Here is a 20,884-nt window from a genome sequence, read left to right on the forward strand (position 1 = left end):
CGCGTTAAGCGAGGCGTCACGTGGCGCATCGATCCCAGCGCTACCCAGAGTGAAACGTGGAAGATCCGCAATGATGCCGCCTTGGCACGGATTGCGGCCACCTGTCTGACGCATCCGCACGCGACATTCATAGGCCCATCTGCAGCTTTGCTCCACGGCCTGTGGTGCTGGGACCGTTCGCCTGACGTTCACATCCTTACGCATGGCAGACCAGGAAACGAATCCCCGACCTTGCCTCGGATTGAGATTCGTTGCGGCCACCCTCGGCGATCCCCCATCGAAGCAAGCAGAATTTCTATCCCAGCTGCCCGAATAATGCGACACCAGGTACCAGCTATCGGGCCGATACGCACGGTCAGAATCCGCGGATCCAGCATCGACCGCGGGCGTGAAAGCGACGTGTCGGGGTCGCGCCGTCGAATGCTGCTACGTGTGGCGACACTTGAGGACACGCTCATTTTGTGCGCTCTCACGATGCCGGCGAGCCACGCGTTCGTGACGCTATGCGACGGGATGCGTCGGCTGAGTCACTTCAACAAGCACCATCAGGACAGGTCTCGCAAGGCTGAAGAGCGTGTGCGAGCTGCTCTGGTCCGCCAGCTTAGTCGCTTTCCGAGGGGGCATCGCAATGTGGCTCGCGCGAGATGGCTCATACAGCATGCGGATGCGGGCTGCGAATCAATTGGCGAGGCGATGCTGCTGTGGATAGTTCGCAGTCGGAAGCTTCACGCTGTGCGTACACAGTTTGAAGTGCACCAACGCCCAGCTGAGAGCCTTGCTGGAGCGCGCCCGGCGAGCGTGTACTTCATCGATATTGCTTTTCCGCGCGAGAAGGTCGCACTTGAATTTGACGGCCGCAGCAAACGAGGCGTGTCGCACTCACAGATCGCTCACTCTTACCAATCTGAGGGCAGGAGGCAGCGAGATTTGGAGGCGCGCGGCTGGGTTTTCGAACGCTTCATTTGGGACGATTTGCACCACCCTGAGCATTCGGCTGCGCGGATCGAAGCCCGGTTGCGTGGGACGCGCGTGGAAAGCGCTGATCGACGTATTGGTTCTCCGAATCGACGAGGGAGGCCGCGAGCGCCCGCGCGAGATCGGTGCCAACGAGTTGAATGCAGATGCCCTGAATGTGGCGCACTGTTGAATGTGCTTGCTTCGTGAAAGAACTGCCGAAAACTGCATGAAGGTGCCGAGCTCTACCTTGGTGGTACAGCTCGGCACCTAGAGACTAATCGGCGTGACTAAGCGTGCAAATCCGACAGGTCTTCGATCTGCGAATTAGTTGCTTACAGCGGCACACCAAGGTCTTTCAGGAAGTTGCGAGGGCCATCGTATTGGATCGCAATGAGGCCGGCGAACGCTGCGAGAGCGCCAAAAAGAACGAGCTTGAAGAGTTTCTTGATCACGGTGTCTCCTCCATTTGACTAGTGGATCAACGTAGTCAATTCTATGTGCTTCTCTGCGCCAATGCAGAGACTCGATACTGTTCTTCCGCCGTTAATAGTCTCCAATTCCCATCTCCCTCTCTCCCCTACTGTCGATTTCAAGGCCCATCCGACGGTTCTCTCCACGCATCTCGATCCACAAATGCCTGCTGGCCAGTGACGATGCGTGGGGCACCCTCGTCAATTGGGAGGATACGGCAGCCAAATCGACACTTGGGTGGACAGGGCGGCGGGGAGGGAAACAACACCATTTTGCGACTGTGGCAACCAAGATCTGAAGAAACCTCGGACACAACAGCACCAGAGGCCTCGGAAGCGTCACGGCACTCGATGTCAGAGCCAAAAGGACACATCACGGCGCCCTTAGTGCCCGTTATTTGCCCCTCCACTTTGGACGTCGCCACTGTCAGCTTCCTCAGGCGCTGCGCCTTCGGCACCGATATCCTCTCCAGCCAACTCGGCCCTCCGGTAAAGGCGCTCCAACGCGTGAGCTGCACCTTCAGCCTGCATGCCGTTCGTCCAGTAGAGCGAATGAGCCGAGCGCTGAATACCTGTGCGCCGGCTCCCCTGGCAAAATAGATCCTCCGCAACGCAAAAGTCACGAATCCGGGTGGCAAATTCAGCTAAAGCCTGCGAGTGCCGCGGCAACATCCCGTTAAAACGCGGATCGTAGTCGCCGCGGTTATACGGCATCGACCCAACAAAACCAGGATCACCGTATAGCTCGACGGCAGCAATCGCCTTCCGCGCAGGCTCACTCAGTCGCTCGACATCGCCCATGATCAGCCGGTCTTCAGGCTTGCTCAGCGTCTCAGCGACAACGATCGCGCCCTGCGAATAACCCACGAGCACGTATTTCTGATTCGGGCACCGAGCCGCGCCATCTTCAAGCATCGCGGTCAGAGCTAAAACCCCGTCTTCGACGGAAGCATTAACGTCAAAACTTGCGGGATATTCCAGCGCAATGGCACGCGCGTCTTTCGACCATTTCTCAACGATCTCGCCCGCTACGGCATCAGTGAGGCCACCGCCGCCGGTCTCCTCATTCGTTCCACGCGCATTAATCGCCACGACGTCCACGCATTCTCCGGTGGTCATGAAAGACTGCTCGGCTGGATGGCTGGATTGGGATTGGTCGGGGGCAGCTTCGATGGGGTTGTCGGTTTCTATTTCCGATTGGTTCGACGAGGTTGACTGATTCGAAAGGGCGGATTGAGCGAGAGACTGCTCCGGCTCGGCAGGGCTGTTACCGGCCACACACCCGGCTGCAGTGAGTGCCGTCACAGCAATCAGCGCAGGTAGTCCGAGCTTTCTCATCCGTCACTCCCTCTCGGTTCCACCCAAATTCTACCCATTAACGAGGGAGACTCCCATCTACTGCTACACGCAGTACGCTCCAGATCGGCATCAGTGAGTTTTCTCGATGTTTCGGGCCGACTTTGACGATCCATATTCTGGGAATCGTCGGCAGATCTGTACTTTCCTTCTCCCTCTCCTTCCCTCTTTCCCCGTCTGTCGATCTGAAGGGCAGGTCACCGGCAATCGCACCCACGGGCGAGGCGTTTGCACTGGTCAGGAGTTACCTATCGGGAGGTAGAGCCGTGATGAATCCAGTGAGAGGCTTCCAGATCGACAGGTGGGTGCAGGAGGAGTTTGGTCCACAATTATGAATTGGGTCTGTACGGGCGGTAGTGCCGTTTCGTAGTGTGGTGCACATGACACGACGATCACGACGCTCCACGCACGCCAGGCTCCTTGTTCCAGTAGTGGCCGGAATGATCATGCTGGCTGCATGTAGCCAGGCACAAGACGGGCAAAGCAACAACATTGAAGCCTCTGCCAATCAAAGCGGGTCAGGCGATGCAGCCCACAGCATACCCATGTCCGGTGAGTACCCGATTTTACCCAACGGGAAGCTCGGCAGGCCCGTGGACTGGGTGGAACCACACGAACCACAACTACCCAGTGCTGCCACCAACATGGACGCGTTCGGGGCACGCTACTTCGCCGAGTACTACCTCAACCTCCTCGCATACTCCATCAACACCGGCAACACCACCACCCTCAAAAAAGTCAGCAGCCCAACCTGCACCTTATGTAACAGTTTTATCGAAAACATATCTTCTCTGTATGAAATGGATGAATGGGTTGAGGGAATCAAATACGCCATCCAGTCAACGAGCGACCCTATTTCTCACCCGGAGAATCAAAACCTCTATTTCCTTACCGCAGATGTCATGACTGCCGCGTACGTCGAGTATCGAAACGACGAAATCACTGAATTCGATGAGAATCCGCTCACCATGGAATTTGAGATCAAGATAGAGGGATCGTCGTTCGTGATGAATAGCTTCCATGCTAAATCAAAGGAAGAAGTAGAGGATTCCCGACCATGAAAAGGAGATTCACCTCCGCGCTCTTTAGCGTGGCCTTCGTTCTTAGCCCAGTATCTTCTCCCGAATCCGATTCTCCGCCAGATTTCGAAACGCTCGTGACAAGTGAATCGTACGGAGAAATTAGTTATCGTTTTTCAGTTGAAGAAACGTCACTTGTGCCAGGAATCGACTATCCCGCAATGGATGACGGAGCGCCTGCCGGTGTGGTTGAGGTTGTTGAGGGACCGGTTGGTGGGTTTCGTGTACCGGGCTGGCAGGTGCGCTGCAAGATCGGCACCGGCACAGCCGGCGCCACACCAGCAGACAAATGCACCCCACCACCAACAGAAAAACCTGAAGGAAAAGAACCAGACCAGCCCGCCACTCCGTCAACCGACACCATCGTGCGCACAGCCCTGAACACCATCACCCTACGCGGCGCAGGCCTGACCATCCAACCACACCAACACGCCTTCACCGAAGTGCCCTCCAACATCTACGCCGCCACCCCCACCCAAACCCACACCCTCACCGTCTTCAACCACACCGTCACCCTCACCCTTCACGCCTCCACCTACACATTCGACTTCAACGACCACACCCCACCACTGATCACCACCACCCCAGGAAACCCCTACCCCAACATGGTGCACACACACTCATGGCAAAACGAATCACCCCACCAAACCGTCACACTCACCACCACGTGGGACGTCACACTAACCAACCCGTTCACCGGCACCACGCACACAATCCCTAGCATTACAAGCACAAGAGAAACCAGCGCCCCATTCCTGTTAACCAAACCCCACCAAGTCCTCACCGACCACGCCGAAAAAACCCACGGACACTAACCAAACAGAGAAACCACAAAGTAAACCGAGAAAACACCAGCTAATTCAAGAAAGATAACCGCCTCGACATCGCAATCGGTACTTCCTTGAAAGAGACAGTGACTGAGCGGGGAGGGAGTCGCCAGACCACACAATGAATCTCTCTCGCGCACCTTAAGCTTTCCCTCACCGCACAAGCTCTCCTTCACCGCACAAGGAAATTCGCCACTCCACAACGAGGAGCCTCCACCACACCGCTTAAGGCAACTCGCCCAGTCGCGGAGGAAATACTCCCCTCAGCGCACAAAGAGCCTCACCACGCCGTAACGAGGGACCTCATCACACCGTGCAAGGCACCATACCGCGCCATAAAAAGAAGCGGCTGGTGCAAGCCCGCCGCAATTCGCGGGCTTACACCAGCCACCTGAGGTTAACGGTCAGTTCTGGCCGTGGAACGGAATTCCGAAATCGATCGAGTCGAGCGAGGCCAGGAAGGACTCAGGAACTTCTCCATCCTGGAAATCCAGTTCGGAATAGTTCGCATCGGCCATTGCCTCAGCAGTGGGCTCCACGACAACCTGGTTGTAGCGAGCCAGGCCGGTGCCGGCCGGGATCAACTTTCCGAGGATGACGTTCTCCTTCAGACCCACCAGGTGATCAACCTTGCCGTTCATGGCGGCTTCGGTCAGGACCTTTGTGGTCTCCTGGAAGGACGCAGCCGACAGCCACGAATCCGTTGCCAACGACGCCTTGGTGATACCCATCAGCATCTGGCGACCTGACGCGGGCTGACCGCCCTCGGCGGCAACTCGACGGTTGGCCGACAAGTACGCTGAACGATCCACCAGCTGACCCGGCATGAACGAGGTGTCGCCCGGCTCCAGAATAGTGATCTTGCGCAGCATCTGGCGCACGATGACCTCGATGTGCTTGGCGTGAATACCCACACCCTGATCGCGGTAGACCTTCTGCACCTCATCAACCAGCTGCTTCTGAGCCACATTGCGGCCCATAATACGCAGGACCTCCTTGGGATCCAACTGGCCTTCAGTCAACGGGGTTCCAGCTTCGATGTGGTCGCCCTCGTTCACCAGGAGTTTCTGGCGACGAGTCACCTCGATGACTGAATCCTCACGGCCATCATCGCGAGTGATCACGATCTTGCGTGAACCGGGATCTTCGTCGTCAATATGGACGCGACCGGCGGCCTCGTTCATCTTGGCTTCAATCTTCGGGCTGCGCGCCTCGAAGAGCTCCTGAACACGCGGCAGACCCTGGGTAATGTCAGCAGCCGACGCAGCACCACCGGTGTGGAACGTACGCATCGTCAGCTGGGTACCAGGCTCACCAATCGACTGAGCTGCGATAATACCGACAGCTTCACCGATCGAGACACGCTTACCGGTGGCCAGCGAACGGCCATAACAGCTGGCGCACACGCCCACCGCCGACTCACAGGTCAGCACGGAACGGGTCGTCACCTCGGTCACACCGGCGGCAACCATCTGAGCAATCAGGTCATCACCAATGTCGGTGCCAGCCTCCGCCACGACAGTGCCATCTTCACCCACCGCATCGCGAGCAAGCGTACGGGCGTACGCGGTAGTCTCAACCGCTTCAACGGCTTCCCACTCGTCGAACTCGTTCTTGCGGGCGATCGGCACGCGAATGCCGGCGCGGGTACCGCAGTTCTCTTCACGCACAATCACGTCCTGCGACACGTCGACCAGACGGCGGGTCAGGTAACCAGATTCGGCGGTACGAAGAGCGGTATCAGCCAGACCCTTACGAGCGCCGTGAGTTGCGATGAAGTACTCCAGAACCGTCAGGCCTTCACGGTAGTTTGCCTTAATCGGACGCTCAATGAGCTTCTGCTTCGGGTCAGACACCAGACCACGCATACCGGCGATCTGCTGGACCTGGCTCCAGTTACCACGAGCACCCGACGACACCATGCGGTAGACGGTGTTGCGAGCATCGAAGTTCTGACGCATGTCGTCAGCAACTTCCTCAGTGCACTTCAGCCACAGCTTGACCAGTTCCTCGTACCGGGTTTCTTCCAGGATGATACCGGTGTCGAACTGGTCCTGAATCTCCGCAGCCTTGGCTTCGTAACGCGCCAGGATTTCTTCCTTGCGGTCTGACGCCTGAATGTCAGAGAACGCGATTGTGATGCCAGACCAAGTTGACCAGTGGAAACCGGCAGCTTTCAGTGCGTCCAGAGATTCGGCGACGAGGACGTTCGGGTAACGCTCCGTCAATGTGTTAACGATCGTTCCCAGCTGCTTCTTACCCACAACGTAGTTGACGAACGGGTAGTCGACCGGCAGAGTCTCGTTGAAGATCGCGCGCCCCAGCGAGGTTTCCAGCAGGATCGGATCGCCTTCTTCCCAGTTCTCCGGGACTTCCCAGCCCTTGGGCGGCACAATGTCGGTGAAGCGGATCCGTGCACGGGCATTCAGATCCAGTTCGCCACGATCAAACGCCATACGTGCCTCAGCCACTGACGAATAGCACGGCACAACCGGCTCACCGTTTTCATCAGTCGCCACCTCAACAGCCGGATCAGGATCACTGGTCAGGTGGAACAGACCAATGATCATGTCCTGCGACGGCATTGCAACAGGGCGACCGTCGGAAGGCTTGAGGATGTTGTTCGTCGACAGCATCAGGATGCGTGCCTCAGCCTGAGCCTCAGCACCCAGCGGGAGGTGGACTGCCATCTGGTCACCGTCAAAGTCAGCGTTGAACGCGCCACAGGCCAGCGGGTGCAGCTGAATAGCTTTACCTTCAATCAGCTGCGGTTCGAAGGCTTGAATGCCCAGGCGGTGCAGTGTAGGTGCGCGGTTCAGCAGCACCGGGTGCTCACGAATAACGTCGTCGAGGACGTCCCACACCTCGGGGCGCTGGCGCTCAACCTTACGCTTGGCTGCCTTGACGTTCTGCGCGAACGACTTCTCAACCAGGCGCTTCATCACGAATGGCTTGAACAGTTCCAGAGCCATCTGCTTGGGCAGACCGCACTGGTGCAGTTTCAGCTGCGGGCCCACCACGATGACCGAACGGCCCGAGTAGTCCACGCGCTTACCGAGCAGGTTTTGACGGAAACGACCCTGCTTGCCTTTGAGCATGTCAGAGATCGACTTCAGCGGGCGGTTACCAGGACCGGCCACGGGGCGGCCACGACGGCCGTTGTCGAACAGCGCGTCCACAGACTCCTGCAGCATGCGCTTTTCGTTGTTGACAATGATCTCGGGCGCACCCAGCTCCAGCAGCCTCTTCAGGCGCGTGTTGCGGTTGATGACGCGACGGTACAGATCGTTCAGGTCCGAGGTCGCAAAGCGGCCACCGTCCAGCTGAACCATCGGGCGCAGATCCGGCGGGATGACGGGGATAGCGGTCAGCACCATCGACTCAGGCTTGTTACCGGTTTGCACAAAGGCGTTGACGACCTTCAGGCGCTTGATCGCACGGGTCTTGCGCGGGCCCGACTCGTTGGCGATCGTGTTGCGCAGGTTCTCCACTTCGGCATCCAGGTCGAAGGTCTGCAGACGCTTCTGAATGGCGGCTGCACCCATATCGCCCTTGAAGTACGTGCCGTAACGCAGCTGCATGGCGCGGTATAGGCGCTCGTCACCTTCCAGGTCACCAACCTTGAGGTCGCGGAAACGCTCCCACACGGTCTCCAGCTGTTCCAGGTCGCGGTCGAAACGGCGGCGAATCTGCCCCATTTCGCGTTCCCCTGCCTTGCGTTCACGGTCGCGATCGGCAGCTTTGGCGCCATCGGCTTCCATCTGTGCCAGGGTCTGCTCCAGCTTTTCGGCGCGCTGGTTGATCGCGTCGTCACGCTGGGACTCCAGGTGGCCCTTTTCAACTTCGAGCTCGCTGCGCAGGTCGGCAAGGTCCTCGTCGCGACCCTTTTCGTCAACCTCGGTGATCATGTAGGCAGCGAAGTAGATAACCTTTTCGAGGTCCTTCGGAGCCAGGTCCAGGACGTATCCGAGGCGTGAGGGCACGCCTTTGAAGTACCAGATGTGCGTGACAGGCGCTGCCAGGTCGATATGACCCATGCGCTCGCGACGCACCTTCGAGCGTGTGACTTCGACGCCACACTTTTCACACACGATGCCCTTGTAGCGCACGCGCTTGTACTTGCCACACGCACATTCCCAGTCGCGGGTCGGACCAAAAATCTGTTCACCGAACAAGCCGTCGCGCTCAGGCTTGAGGGTGCGGTAGTTAATCGTTTCGGGCTTTTTTACCTCGCCGTGGGACCATCCTGAGATGTCATCTGTCGTTGCCAGGGTGATCTTGAGGCTGTCGAACGTCTTAGCGTCGATCAAGGTCTCGCTCCTTGCATTAGTTCGTCGGTTCCAGCGTAAGTGGTCTGCTCAAGCCCGCCGCTGGAGGGGCTGAGGTTCCCCGCAAGCGCGTCGCCCTCGTTCGTCGTCTTGATTGACGAGGGCGACCTGTGCGCCGCGGAACCGACTGAGTTAAATGGCGTCAATGGTTGCTGCTGCGTTCGGACGGGCATCCAAGGTGATGCCCATATCCTCTTGCGCATCGTACGATTCGTCCTCGTCGCGCAGGTCAATCGGGTTGCCTGCCGCGTCGAGTGCTTCAACGTTCAAGCACAGCGAGCGCATTTCCTGGATGAGGACCCTGAAGGACTCTGGAATACCAGGTTCCGGGATGTCTTCACCCTTGACAATGGCTTCGTAGACCTTGACACGTCCAACGGTGTCGTCCGACTTGATGGTGAGCAGCTCCTGGAGGGCGTAGGCGGCACCGTAGGCCTCCAGTGCCCACACCTCCATCTCGCCGAAGCGCTGGCCACCGAACTGGGCTTTACCACCCAGCGGCTGCTGCGTAATCATCGAGTACGGGCCGGTTGAACGGGCATGAATCTTGTCGTCAACCAAGTGGTGCAGCTTGAGCATGTAGGCGTACCCCACTGCGATGGGGTACGGGAACGGTTCACCCGAACGGCCATCAAACAGCTGAGCTTTACCTTCATCGTTGGTCAAGCGCTCTCCATCACGGTTGGGACGAACTGAACGCAGCAGGCCTTGCAGCTCATCTGCTTCCAGACCGTCGAACACGGGGGTTGCAACCAAGGAGCCGGGCTCGGCGCTGATGCCGTTCTCAGGCAGGAACTTCGTCCAGTCTTCGCCAGCTTCCTTCGCCTTCGTGGCATCCCAACCCTGGTGAGCCAGCCAGCCGAGGTGGTACTCGAGCACCTGACCGACGTTCATACGTCCAGGAACGCCCAGCGGGTTCAAGATGATGTCCACAGGTGTGCCATCTTCCAGGAACGGCATGTCTTCGACAGGCAGAATCTTGGAGACGACGCCCTTGTTTCCGTGACGGCCAGCCATCTTGTCACCAATGGTGATCTTGCGGCGCTGAGCCACGTACACGCGCACCGTCTGGCGCACGCCGGGGTTCAGATCGTCTTCTTCGTCATTGAACTCGCGCACGCCAATGACGATGCCCTCTTCACCGTGTGGGACACGCAGGCAGGTGTCGCGCACTTCGCGCGCCTTCTCACCGAAGATGGCGCGCAGCAGGCGCTCCTCACTGGTCAGTTCGGTTTCACCCTTCGGGGTGACCTTGCCGACCAGGATGTCGCCGGCCTGAACCTCAGCGCCGATGCGGATGATGCCGCGTTCGTCAAGGTCAGCCAGTGATTCCTCGGACACGTTCGGAATGTCGCGCGTGATTTCCTCGTCGCCCAGCTTCGTTTCGCGGGCGTCAACCTCGTACTCCTCAATATGGATGGAGGTCAGGACGTCATCCTGCACGACGCGGCGTGACAGAATCACGGCATCCTCGTAGTTCAGGCCTTCCCACGACATGTAGGCGACCAGCAGGTTCTTTCCGAGGGCGACTTCACCGTTGTCGGTGGCCGGGCCATCAGCCAGAACGTCTGCTTCTTCAACGCGTTGGCCTTCCTCGACAATGACACGCTGGTTCGTGCAGTTGCCGGGGTTGGAGCGCTCAAACTTTTCGAGTCGGTAGGTGTCGCGGCCACCCTCGTCAGTTTCAACGACGATCAAGTCGGCGCTGACCTCGGTGACGACACCGGCGCGCTCAGCGATCACCATTTCGCCTGAGTCCTGAGCGGCGCGGCGTTCCATGCCGGTGCCGACCAGTGGAGCTTCGGTGCGCAGCAACGGGACAGCCTGGCGCTGCATGTTCGCGCCCATCAGGGCTCGGTTGGCGTCATCGTGCTCGAGGAACGGGATGAACGCGGTGGCAACAGAGACCATCTGACGTGCAGAAACGTCCATGTAGTCAACGTCGTCGCGTGCAACGAGCAACGGGTCTTCGCCGGAGAGACGGCACAGAACCATCTCTTCGGCAAAAGTGTTGTCCTCCGTCAGCGGCGATGATGCCTGAGCGATGTAGTGGCCGTTCTCGTCATCAGCGGTCAGGTACTCGACCTCGTCGGTGACGTGGCCGCCACGCACCACGCGGTACGGCGTCTCGATGAAACCGAAGGGGTTGATGCGCGCGAACGTCGCCATCGTGCCGATCAGACCAATGTTTGGGCCTTCAGGGGTTTCAATCGGGCACATGCGTCCGTAGTGCGACGGGTGAACGTCACGGACCTCCATGCCGGCACGGTCACGCGACAGACCGCCAGGGCCCAGTGCCGACAGGCGGCGCTTGTGCGTCAAACCGGCCAGCGGGTTGTTCTGATCCATGAACTGTGACAGCTGGGATGTTCCGAAGAACTCCTTGATCGCTGCGACAACGGGGCGGATATTGATCAGCGACTGAGGCGTGATCGAATCGGCTTCCTGCGTTGTCATGCGTTCACGCACGGTGCGTTCCATGCGCGCCAGGCCGGTACGCACTTGCGACTGGATCAGTTCGCCCACCGCGCGGATACGACGGTTACCAAAGTGGTCAATATCGTCCGACTCAACGCTGACTTCCACGGCTTTGCCGCCACGCACGCCGGTGAACGTCTTGTCACCCTTATGCATCGAGAGCATGTATTTGATGGTCGTGACGATGTCTTCCAGCGTCAGAACGGAGGTACGAGGATCCGCATCCAGAGCCAGCTTCTTGTTGATCTTGTAGCGGCCAACCTTCGCCAGGTCGTAGCGCTTGGAATCGAAGTAGAAGTTGTTCAGCAGTGTCTGAGCTGCGTCGACGACTGCGGGCTCACCGGGGCGAATCTTGCGGTAGATATCCAGGAGAGCTTCCTCCTGGGTGTCGACCGTGTCCTTCTCAAGGGTTTCCAGCAAAACCGGGTAGTCCGCGAACTGTTCACGGATCTCAGCTTCGGTCATGCCGATAGCCTTGAGGAAGTGAGTCACCGACTGCTTACGCTTGCGGTCGATACGCACACCCACTGCGTCGCGCTTGTCGATCTCGAATTCGAGCCAGGCACCGCGGCTGGGGATGACTTTGGCTCCGAAGATTTCCTTATCGGAGGAGCGGTCAGATGTGCGCTCGAAGTACACGCCAGGCGAACGGACCAGCTGGGAGACAACGACGCGCTCCGTGCCGTTAATGATGAAAGTGCCGCGCTTGGTCATCAGGGGGAAGTCACCCATGAAGACGGTCTGCGACTTGATTTCGCCGGTCATGTAATTCATGAACTCGGCGGTGACGTACATCGGTGCTGAGTACGTGTAATCCTTGGCCTTTGCCTCTTCGACCGAGTACTTCGGGCGTTCGAGTCGATGGTCGCGGAATGACAATGACATGGTTTGTGCGACGTCTTCGATCGGCGAGATCTCCTGGAAGATTTCTTCCAGCCCGGAAACGTCCGGCACGTCGAATCCGCCTGAAGCTTTCGCAGCCTCAACGCGTTGTTTCCAATTGTCGTTCCCCAGAAGCCAGTCGAAGCTCTGAATCTGCAGACCCAGCAGGTTCGGGGCCTGCAAAGGTTCGCGAAGCTTCGCAAATGAGATACGGTTCCTGGGCTGATGTGCAGTGGTGCTACTGGCAGCCAAAGGGTGTCCTTCCCTGCAGTCGGTGAGTGCGCGCTCCCGCCTGCCGCCCCTATCTGATACTGTGTCGCTAGCACACTTAGCGCTGGTCTCGCGTGCGGGCACAGCTCACCTCGGGCGTCATCAGGCGCAAATAGTTATGTTAGAATCCTTCGCCGCCGTCGGCAAGGGGTATGCGCGAAGCTGTGCCCAATCTCACGGACCCCACCGCCGTGTTGCTTGGGGCCTGACCGGCGCTTTCACTTTTCTCTGCCCCTCCCGTTCACTGTTCTTTGCCCCCGTTCACTGTTCTCTGTCCCTCCCCTTCACTGTTTTCCACCCTTTCCATTCGCTGTTTCTGCCCTTTCCGTCTGGCTGGTTGTTGCCGGCGGCTGGTCGCCGTCTTTTCCCAGCCCCGAGTGCCGCCTCTCCCTCCTCCTCTCCCCCTCTCCCTCCTCTCTCCTTCTCCCTCTCCTCCTCTCCCTCCGCTTCCCTTCTGTCGATCTCGACCGGTTTTCTTCGCAATTGACGAGGGTACCCATCCGTTTATGCAGGTCGCAGGCGCGGACGTGCAATGACACCCGAACTGAGTGCGCTGAGATCGACAGATGGGTGAATCGAAGGGAGGAAGGCGAGATCGACGGTCGGGTAAATGAGGGGAGAAAGTCGAGATCGACAGACGGGAATAGTACGGAAGGGGGTGGTGAGAGAAAGCGAGCACGGGAACGAACGGCGAACCGAATTAGTAACCGCTCGCCAGGTGCTCAATACACGCGAGCCAGCAGACAGCAGGCCCTACCGGCCGCCGCCAAGGATGTCGCGAATACAAGCAGACAGCAGCACTGACTTCGGGTCCAGTCCGCCAGGCTCGTTCATGCGGCGCACGTTGTATCCGAATGCCAAGCCGTAGAACGGATCAGCAAAGCCCAACGCTCCGCCCGCACCGTCGTGCCCGATAGCCTGATAGGAGCCAAACGGGAACATACCATTGGGCTTTTGAAACACCCGAGCAAAACACATGACGTTTTGCAGCACTCGATCCATCCCGAACACCTGCTGCGTTCCCATTAGTTTCACCGTGTCAGGCGTTAAGAACGGCTCAGACAGATCATGGCGTGGGTTTCTCTCGTCAATTCGTGAAGCAGAACAGTCGTTGAGACCGGTGACAGCTGCTGCGTACAGGCGAGCCAGGCCGCGAGCGGAACCGACCCCACCTGTCGACGCAACGCCGGCGGCACGAATATGGCGGTGGTTCGGTGTGGGTGTGTTGTCTGGCTCAATGACGCCGCCACCGAGTGCGGACAGCGCGCCAAGCGAATCTCCGAGCTCGCACTGGCCTACCGCTGCCGCAAGCTCATCAGCGCTGACAGGCCCGGCGCCAGGATCGTCGGACAGAGCGGCGGTTCCCGGAACCCGTTCGCCACGCTTGTCACGTTCCGCCAGGGCTTTCTCGAAGGGGAGAGACGGCAGGATGGGTTCGTAGCGATCATCTTCCGATTCAGGAAAGCCGATATAGAAGTCAATGTCACGTGGGGCACGAACCTCACGCTCGTAATGGGTTTGCAGGTCCTCGCCGGCGACTCGACGGAAAAGTTCCTCCATCAGCGGTCCGATCGTGCGGCCGTGGTAGCCAAACGCCGTGCCCGGGCGCCACAGCGGTGACATGGCTGCCAACTTTGCCGCCATCCCGCGCGAGTCATAGGGCACATCCATCAAACGCATCGATTCTTCGCCAAGCAGTCCCGCCTGATGGGACAGCATTTGGCTGACTGTAATCTGGTCTTTGCCACAGGCGGCAAACTCCGGCCAGTAATACGCAACTCGCTGCTCAAGATCCAAGTCACCTGAGTCAACCAAGCGCGCCAAGGTCAGTGCGGAAGCACCTTTTGTTGCCGAGAAAAACCCTGTAACCGTCTGCCCATCCATGAGACCGCCGCCCCATAAGTCAACGATCTTGTCACCGTTGACGTAGGCGCACACCTGAGCAGAGTAGGTGGGATCGCGCTGGAGCATGCGTGCGAAAAGAGTCTTGACCGACTCGAATCGTTCGTCGACCCAGCCGTGCACCTCTCCGGCGCGGCGCGGCTCATCCGCGTCGATGTCACGTGCGGCTGCATCTGTCCGGCTGTTCATTTCCGTATTCATGGCACTCTCCTTTGCGCGCTTGCACTGTCAGTTTCTCGCAGGTTCACCGCCGCTGCCACCGCTACCGCCGCACGGGCCGATCCGCATACCGCCCTTCGCTCCCTCACACCCCTCGTCCCCCATCTGTCGATTTCAACGGGTCTGAGTGACCTATTGCCGAGCAGACTCCGCTCCTTTTGCAGGTCAGAAGCTCGCGAGCATATACGGCGTGTGTGCAAACGAGGTGAGATCGACAGTTGGGGAATGGAATGGAGGGCGGAGTTGAAGCTGCCGCCTTCGCCGAGAGCTTCGGGAGCACAGAAAACCCGCATACCTGCAATTACGCGACGCACCAGTCGCAGCTTAGCGTCCCAGCACACATCCTGCCCCCACACACCGAGGATGCAGACGGCGAGATCTTCAGTGCCCCCAGCGTGCGTACTGATGTTCAATGACATCCTTGCCGTCACGCCACCACGATTCATGTGAGCGATACCAGGCGATCACCTCAGCCAGCCCCGCTTCAAAATCCCTCTTTTCCGGCTCCCACCCAAGATCCCGGCGCAGTTTGCTCGCATCCAGCGCGTATCGGCGATCATGGCCGGGCCGATCCCCGACCCAGTCGAAGTCATCCTCGTCCCTGCCCATGAGGCGCAAGATCGAGCGTAAAACGTCACAGTTGGAACGCTCCCCTTCGGCGGAAATCAGGTATGTTTCTCCGGGTATGCCGCGACACAGGATCTGCCAAACGGCCGCCGAATGGTCGTCGACATGGATCCAGTCGCGAACGTTTCGTCCATCGCCGTACAGCTTGGCGCGCCGGCCGGTCAAAATGTTCGTGATCTGTCGAGGAATGAATTTCTCAATGTGTTGATATGGTCCGTAGTTGTTCGAGCTGTTCGAAATCGTCACCCGGACACCGAAGGTGCGAAACCACGCGCATGCCAGCAGGTCAGACGAGGCTTTGCTGGCGCTGTAAGGGCTTGACGGCTTCACAGGTGATTCTTCAGTGAATCGCATGGAATCATCGAGAGCCAGGTCGCCGTACACTTCGTCGGTGCTGACGTGATGAAAGCGCCGCTCATGGTGCCGGCATGCCTCCAGCAGTCTGTAGGTGCCTGAAATGTTAGTGTGGATGAAAGGCTCGGGGTCAGCAATCGATTTGTCATTGTGGCTTTCGGCGGCAAAGTTCACGACGGCCTCGTGGTCAGCGACCAGGGATTCAACCAGCTCCTCGTCACAAATATCCCCAACGACGAGGGCGACTCTGCCGGGCGGCAAACCATCAAGATTGTGCCGGTTGGCGGCATAGGTCAACTTGTCGAGCACCGTGATGCGAATATGAGGATCGCGTTCGAGTGCGAATCGCACAAAGTTACTGCCGACGAAACCGCAGCCACCGGTGACCAGCAGGGAGTTCATGGTGTCCGACATGGATCCTCCTTTCCCCTCGTCAATTGTCACACGGAAAGCACTCCCACTCGGAGCAGCGGGGCGCGGCATTCGCGTGCAGACATCGCTGCCGGACGGCTAGCGTGCAGACATCACGGTTGCGGGGCTCGCGCGTCACCGCCTGCCCACACTGCGCACAGTGGCCACACCGCCCATATACAAGTGTCGCGGCCCAGCTGATGCTGAACCGCGACAACTTGATATGCGCTTAAGCTAGCGCGAGAGTTTCAAGTGAAATCACTTGAGGGTGACGGTGCCGCCAGCCTCTTCGATCTCTGCCTTGGCCTTCTCGGCGTCTTCCTTGGAAGCGTTCTCGAAGATGGTCGACGGTGCGCCGTCAACCAGGCCCTTGGCGTCCTTCAGGCCGAGGCCGGTGAGGGACTTGACAGCCTTGATAACGGCAACCTTCTTGTCGCCGGCTGCTTCGAGGACAACCTCGAACTCGGTCTTTTCTTCAGCTGCTGCTTCTTCACCGCCAGCGGCTGGTGCTGCAACAACGGCGGCGGCCGGTGCGGCAGCCTCAACGTCGAAGACCTCTTCGAACTGCTTGACGAAATCGGACAGCTCGATCAGGGTCATTTCCTTGAAAGCTTCGATGAGCTCATCTGCGGAGAGCTTAGCCATGAGTGGCATCCTTCCTTGTTTGGCCTGCTACGCGAGCAGATTACGTTGTGTAAATGAGTCCGGGTGCATGGCGGTGAGGCCAGTAACCCGGGGCCTGTCGCGTCAGGCCGCTTGCTCCTGCTTGTCGCGAAGAGCATCGATTGTGCGCACAGCCTTGGTGGGCAGTGCATTGAATGCGTACGCAGCCTGGGAGAGCTTCGCCTTGAGGGCACCTGCAGCCTTGGCCAGCAGGACCTCGCGGGATTCCAGATCAGCAAGCTTCTTGACGGCGTCAGCATCGAGTGCGACACCATCCATAGCGCCAGACTTCAAAACCAGCGCCGGGTTATCCTTGGCAAAATCACGCAGCGTCTTGGCGGCCTCAACCGGCTCACCGCTGACGAATGCAATAGCTGTCGGGCCCTTCAGGTCGTCCTCGAGGAAATCGAATCCGACTTCGCGGGCCGCCAGCCGTGCCAGCGTGTTCTTCACCACGGCGTAGCTCACGTCATTGCCCAAACCGCGACGCAGCTCCTTGAGCTGTGCAACGGTCAGACCGCGATACTCAGTCAGCAGCACGGCATCCGAGTTGCGGAACTTCTCCGTCAGCTCGGCGACAACTGCCTCCTTGTCAGACCTCGCCATGGTCCTCCTTCCGAAAAGTCAGCCGCCGTACCCACGAAAAAGCCCGACACGCAGGTTCGTGTCGGGCTTGCACCACGCTTGTCCAGGTTTCCGCAAGGGAGCTGTTCAAGTCACGTTACCTGCGTCGGTCGCTCTTGCGCTTCGATCTACTGTCAGTAGATGTCCGACGGTCTTTGGCTGTTTCACTATACCAAGATCGATGTGCGGCCTCTACTGTGCGGTGTGTGCAACGAAACACGTTTGCGTGCCGCTATTTATTCCCGCCCTTATGCCTCTGACATCCTGCACATTCCCACGTGTTCTCCTCTCACTTTTTCTCGCCGTTCTCTCCGCTCGCTCTCTTAGCTCCCCTCGGCATCCCTCTTGGCCTGCTCTCGACCTGCTCCTCGGCCTTCCTCTCCGCCTCCCCTCATCTTCCCCGCCTCCCCCTCATCCTCTCCGCATTAATCCCCAACTGTCGATCTGGAGCTCCCGTTGTCGTCCTAATTGACGAGGGAGGCCCACACCTTCCTCGAATAACACTCTCTGATCAGTGAAGACGTTCGTCAGTGGTGAAAGCCAGTAATCCAGCCCGCCTTCTTGGTCCATCGAGATCGACAGTTGGGATTGGTAGGGGTGGGTGGGCTTCGGTAAAAGGGGGCTGCCGAGAGTAAGACGAAATGCGGATGAGACCGGACGCGGAAAAGGTGGCACGCAACGAAGACGTTCCACTAGAGAGTCGCCATGTGCTGAAGTCGGCGCAGGTCAAAATGCCATGCGCTGGAGACGGTGCGCTAGAAAGAGACCGCGCGTTCAAGACAGGGCTCATCGATGACGGCACACAATGAGGGTGGGTTCGCACACGCGTGCGAACCCACCCCCATTTATCAAGATTGCGACGTGACGCGGGCGCTGCGGCACCCTCGTCGATGATCGCTCAGGCATCAATCCGCCTGGTCATCAACCCAACCGGTCATCTCTGCAACCGATCGCCGAAGCACCGAGAATCAATGCCGTCAGGCATCGAACAATCAGTCGTCAGTGCCGAGCAGATCGCGCGTCTTGGTCGGATCCAACGGGATGCCAGGGCCCATCGTCGTTGAAACGGTGGCCTTCGTGATGTAGCGACCCTTGGAGGAGGACGGCTTCAGACGCAGGACTTCATCGAGGGCAGCGGCGTAGTTTTCCGTCAACTGCTCAGCAGTGAAGGATGCCTTGCCGATGATGAACGCCAGGTTCGCGTGCTTGTCCACACGGAACTCGATACGGCCACCCTTGATCTCCTTGACAGCCTTGCCAACTTCCATCGTGACCGTTCCGGTCTTCGGGTTCGGCATGAGGCCACGAGGACCGAGGACGCGACCCAGACGGCCAACCTTGCCCATCATGTCAGGGGTTGCGACGGCCACATCAAAATCGGTGTAGCCCTTCTGGACCTTCTCAATCAGTTCGTCGCCGCCGACCTCGTCAGCTCCGGCGTCGATCGCTTCCTGCGCGCGCGGGCCCACAGCGAAGACCAAGACCCGTGAGGTCTTGCCAGTGCCGTGCGGCAGGGAAACGGTTCCGCGGACCATCTGGTCTGCTTTACGGGGATCGACACCCAGTCGGAACATCACCTCAACGGTGGCGTCAAACTTGGTGACAGTGGTTTCTTTTGCCAGTTTCATGGCTTCAAGAGGTTCGTATACCTCACCGGCGTGGATCTTCTCCGCGGCGGCCCGGTAGCTCTTCGAGCGCTTTGTCATTCTGCTATCTCCTTGCAGGTGTGGTGTGTTCGGGCAAGCGCTTGCCCTTCCACAAAGATTGGTTTGGTGACGTATCAGTCGCTGACGGTGATGCCCATGGAACGGGCGGTGCCGGCAATGATCTTGATCGCGGCTTCGATGTCGTTGGCGTTGAGGTCCTGCATCTTGGTCTCAGCGATCTCGCGAACCTGATCTTTGGTCAGGTTTGCCACCTTGGTGGTGTGAGGCGTCGGTGAGCCCTTGTCCACGCCAGCCGCCTTCTTGATCATCTGTGCAGCCGGAGGCGTCTTGAGAACGAACGTGAACGTACGGTCTTCATAGACGGTGATCTCAACAGGGACGATATTGCCGCGCTGAGATTCGGTTGCAGCGTTGTACGCCTTGGTGAACTCCACGATGTTCACGCCGTGCTGGCTCAGTGCCGGGCCAACTGGCGGAGCCGGAGTTGCAGCACCGGCAGGGATCTGCAGCTTGATCAGGCCGGTGACCTTCTTCTTTGGTGCCATATAAGTTACGGGTCTTTCATTGGTGATTCGAAGCGAACCGACGGTTGCCGATCCGCCTGCGCGTCCTACACGCAAATGCAGACGCACAAACAGCGATGATATCGCGTCAGATACCTTGATCCCAAGTTCTCGTGCGCGACATCACTCACTAAGCTGTGCGCAACACCTGGGCGGGCGTGTCCGCCCCTGCGCCGCGGCGACTAGTCGTCGATCTTTTGAACCTGATCGAAGTTGAGTTCCAGAGGCGTTTCGCGCTCGAAAATCGTGACCAGAACTTTCAGCTTCTGGGTCTCGGGCATGATCTCGGAGATTACGGCGTTCATCGTTTCGAACGGTCCGTCCACCACTGTGACAACTTCGCCCACCTCGTAGCTGACCTTGAGTTCCTGAACCGGAGCCGGGCCAGTCTTGTTTTCCTGAGCGGCCTCTTCCATGACGTTCGGGGTGAGCATCATGACAACCTCATCTTCAGACAGAGGCATCGGATTGTGCTGATCGCCAACGAAGCCGGTCACGGCTGGCGTTTCCTTGACAACTCGGTATGACGCGTCAGTGAAGTCCATGCACACCAGGACGTATCCGGGGATGCGCACACGACGCACACGCTTCTTCTGAGAGCCGCGGAATTCCATGACATATTCGTCGGGAACCTCAACGCGGTAGATGTAGTCCTCCATGTTCTGGCTGGTGATGCGCTGTTCAAGGTTAGCCTTGACCTTGCGCTCGTGGCCGGAATACGTGTGGATGACGTACCAGTCGCCTGGCAGAAGGCGCAGCTCGCCACGCAGAACTTCGATGGGGTCTTCGATTTCGTCAGCCGCGGATTCAGTGTCCGCATCGCCCGGCTGCTCGCTTGCTTCAGCGTCGCCAATTTCCGAGGGTGGCTGATCCTTAGCAGGCACCTCATCATGAGCGGGCGCCTCAGCTACAGCCGCATCAGCATCGGATCCACCGTGCTCGGTGGCAGCAACTGACTCAATCACAGCTGCAGTTTCTTCCTGCGCGAGGGTGGAGTCAGCTGTCTCGACGCCATCAGCTGTCTCGGCACCATCAGCTTTCTGCGCGCCGCTGCCCTCCGATACAGATTCGGATGCAGAGACGAACTGAGGGGCAGAATCAGCGTCGACGTGCGTATCGTTTACAGCGGTAGTCTCATCCGCATCTGGTGCGTTTTCAATGTGGTCGCTCACGTGTCCTCCTTCAGAGCCAACGCGCGTGGGCTTGT

13 protein-coding genes are annotated in these 20,884 nt (G+C 58.7%); 2 read left to right on the top strand and 11 right to left on the bottom strand.

What is annotated here, in order from left to right; translation table 11 throughout:
• Positions 1–1,811: 1,811 nt before the first annotated feature.
• Entirely contained in the window at positions 1,812–2,765 is a 954-nt protein-coding gene (locus tag AC1DA5_RS05265; protein WP_480289460.1) for a cutinase family protein, read from the bottom strand.
• Positions 2,766–3,163: 398 nt separating this feature from the next.
• Here AC1DA5_RS05265 and AC1DA5_RS05270 point away from each other — a divergent pair, with 398 nt between their 5' ends.
• Both AC1DA5_RS05270 and AC1DA5_RS05275 read left to right on the top strand, forming a co-directional pair.
• Positions 3,164–3,844 carry a DUF6318 family protein gene (locus tag AC1DA5_RS05270; RefSeq protein WP_480289462.1) on the top strand — a complete coding sequence of 227 codons (681 nt, stop codon included), beginning with the start codon at positions 3,164–3,166 and terminating at the stop codon, positions 3,842–3,844.
• Between the two features lie 179 nt (positions 3,845–4,023).
• Positions 4,024–4,677, top strand: coding sequence for a hypothetical protein (locus AC1DA5_RS05275; protein ID WP_480289463.1), 654 nt, complete (start codon positions 4,024–4,026; stop codon positions 4,675–4,677).
• Positions 4,678–5,093: 416 nt separating this feature from the next.
• On the opposite strand, the gene AC1DA5_RS05280 is transcribed toward AC1DA5_RS05275, so the two are convergent.
• From AC1DA5_RS05280 to nusG, 10 genes are all read right to left on the bottom strand, one after another.
• Complete coding sequence (locus tag AC1DA5_RS05280; RefSeq protein ID WP_092648787.1) at positions 5,094–8,999, bottom strand: DNA-directed RNA polymerase subunit beta'; 3,906 nt, start codon at positions 8,997–8,999, stop codon at positions 5,094–5,096.
• Positions 9,000–9,149: 150 nt separating this feature from the next.
• Complete coding sequence (rpoB, locus tag AC1DA5_RS05285; protein ID WP_480289465.1) at positions 9,150–12,629, bottom strand: DNA-directed RNA polymerase subunit beta; 3,480 nt, start codon at positions 12,627–12,629, stop codon at positions 9,150–9,152.
• Positions 12,630–12,908: 279 nt separating this feature from the next.
• On the bottom strand, positions 12,909–13,130 hold the full coding sequence (locus AC1DA5_RS05290) for a hypothetical protein (protein WP_480289466.1): 222 nt from the start codon (positions 13,128–13,130) through the stop codon (positions 12,909–12,911).
• 270 nt (positions 13,131–13,400) lie between these two features.
• Positions 13,401–14,750, bottom strand: a complete 1,350-nt coding sequence (locus tag AC1DA5_RS05295; protein WP_480289468.1) for a serine hydrolase domain-containing protein — start codon at positions 14,748–14,750, stop codon at positions 13,401–13,403.
• A 399-nt stretch (positions 14,751–15,149) separates the two neighbouring features.
• Positions 15,150–16,163 carry a dTDP-glucose 4,6-dehydratase gene (gene rfbB, locus AC1DA5_RS05300; RefSeq protein ID WP_480289470.1) on the bottom strand — a complete coding sequence of 338 codons (1,014 nt, stop codon included), beginning with the start codon at positions 16,161–16,163 and terminating at the stop codon, positions 15,150–15,152.
• Positions 16,164–16,418: 255 nt separating this feature from the next.
• Positions 16,419–16,805 carry a 50S ribosomal protein L7/L12 gene (rplL, locus tag AC1DA5_RS05305; protein ID WP_058237859.1) on the bottom strand — a complete coding sequence of 129 codons (387 nt, stop codon included), beginning with the start codon at positions 16,803–16,805 and terminating at the stop codon, positions 16,419–16,421.
• Between the two features lie 102 nt (positions 16,806–16,907).
• Positions 16,908–17,429, bottom strand: a complete 522-nt coding sequence (rplJ, locus tag AC1DA5_RS05310) for a 50S ribosomal protein L10 (RefSeq protein WP_058237180.1) — start codon at positions 17,427–17,429, stop codon at positions 16,908–16,910.
• Between the two features lie 1,010 nt (positions 17,430–18,439).
• Positions 18,440–19,153 (bottom strand): 50S ribosomal protein L1, encoded by a 714-nt coding sequence (gene rplA, locus AC1DA5_RS05315; protein ID WP_058237181.1) that lies wholly within the window; start codon positions 19,151–19,153, stop codon positions 18,440–18,442.
• A 74-nt stretch (positions 19,154–19,227) separates the two neighbouring features.
• A complete protein-coding gene (rplK, locus tag AC1DA5_RS05320; RefSeq protein WP_058237182.1) occupies positions 19,228–19,659 on the bottom strand; it encodes a 50S ribosomal protein L11 in 432 nt (143 codons plus the stop codon).
• Positions 19,660–19,859: 200 nt separating this feature from the next.
• Complete coding sequence (gene nusG / locus AC1DA5_RS05325) at positions 19,860–20,849, bottom strand: transcription termination/antitermination protein NusG (protein WP_480289473.1); 990 nt, start codon at positions 20,847–20,849, stop codon at positions 19,860–19,862.
• Positions 20,850–20,884: the final 35 nt, after the last annotated feature.

It is taken from the genome of Pauljensenia sp. C0254C2 (genome assembly GCF_056583835.1).

Coding starts and splice junctions, on each gene's coding strand:
- AC1DA5_RS05265 (WP_480289460.1), bottom strand. CDS start 2,765: ATGAGAAAGCTCGGACTACCTGCGCTGATTGCTGTGACGGCACTCACT.
- AC1DA5_RS05270 (WP_480289462.1), top strand. CDS start 3,164: ATGACACGACGATCACGACGCTCCACGCACGCCAGGCTCCTTGTTCCA.
- AC1DA5_RS05275 (WP_480289463.1), top strand. CDS start 4,024: ATGGATGACGGAGCGCCTGCCGGTGTGGTTGAGGTTGTTGAGGGACCG.
- AC1DA5_RS05295 (WP_480289468.1), bottom strand. CDS start 14,750: ATGAATACGGAAATGAACAGCCGGACAGATGCAGCCGCACGTGACATC.
- rfbB (WP_480289470.1), bottom strand. CDS start 16,163: ATGTCGGACACCATGAACTCCCTGCTGGTCACCGGTGGCTGCGGTTTC.
- rplL (WP_058237859.1), bottom strand. CDS start 16,805: ATGGCTAAGCTCTCCGCAGATGAGCTCATCGAAGCTTTCAAGGAAATG.
- rplJ (WP_058237180.1), bottom strand. CDS start 17,429: ATGGCGAGGTCTGACAAGGAGGCAGTTGTCGCCGAGCTGACGGAGAAG.
- rplA (WP_058237181.1), bottom strand. CDS start 19,153: ATGACAAAGCGCTCGAAGAGCTACCGGGCCGCCGCGGAGAAGATCCAC.
- rplK (WP_058237182.1), bottom strand. CDS start 19,659: ATGGCACCAAAGAAGAAGGTCACCGGCCTGATCAAGCTGCAGATCCCT.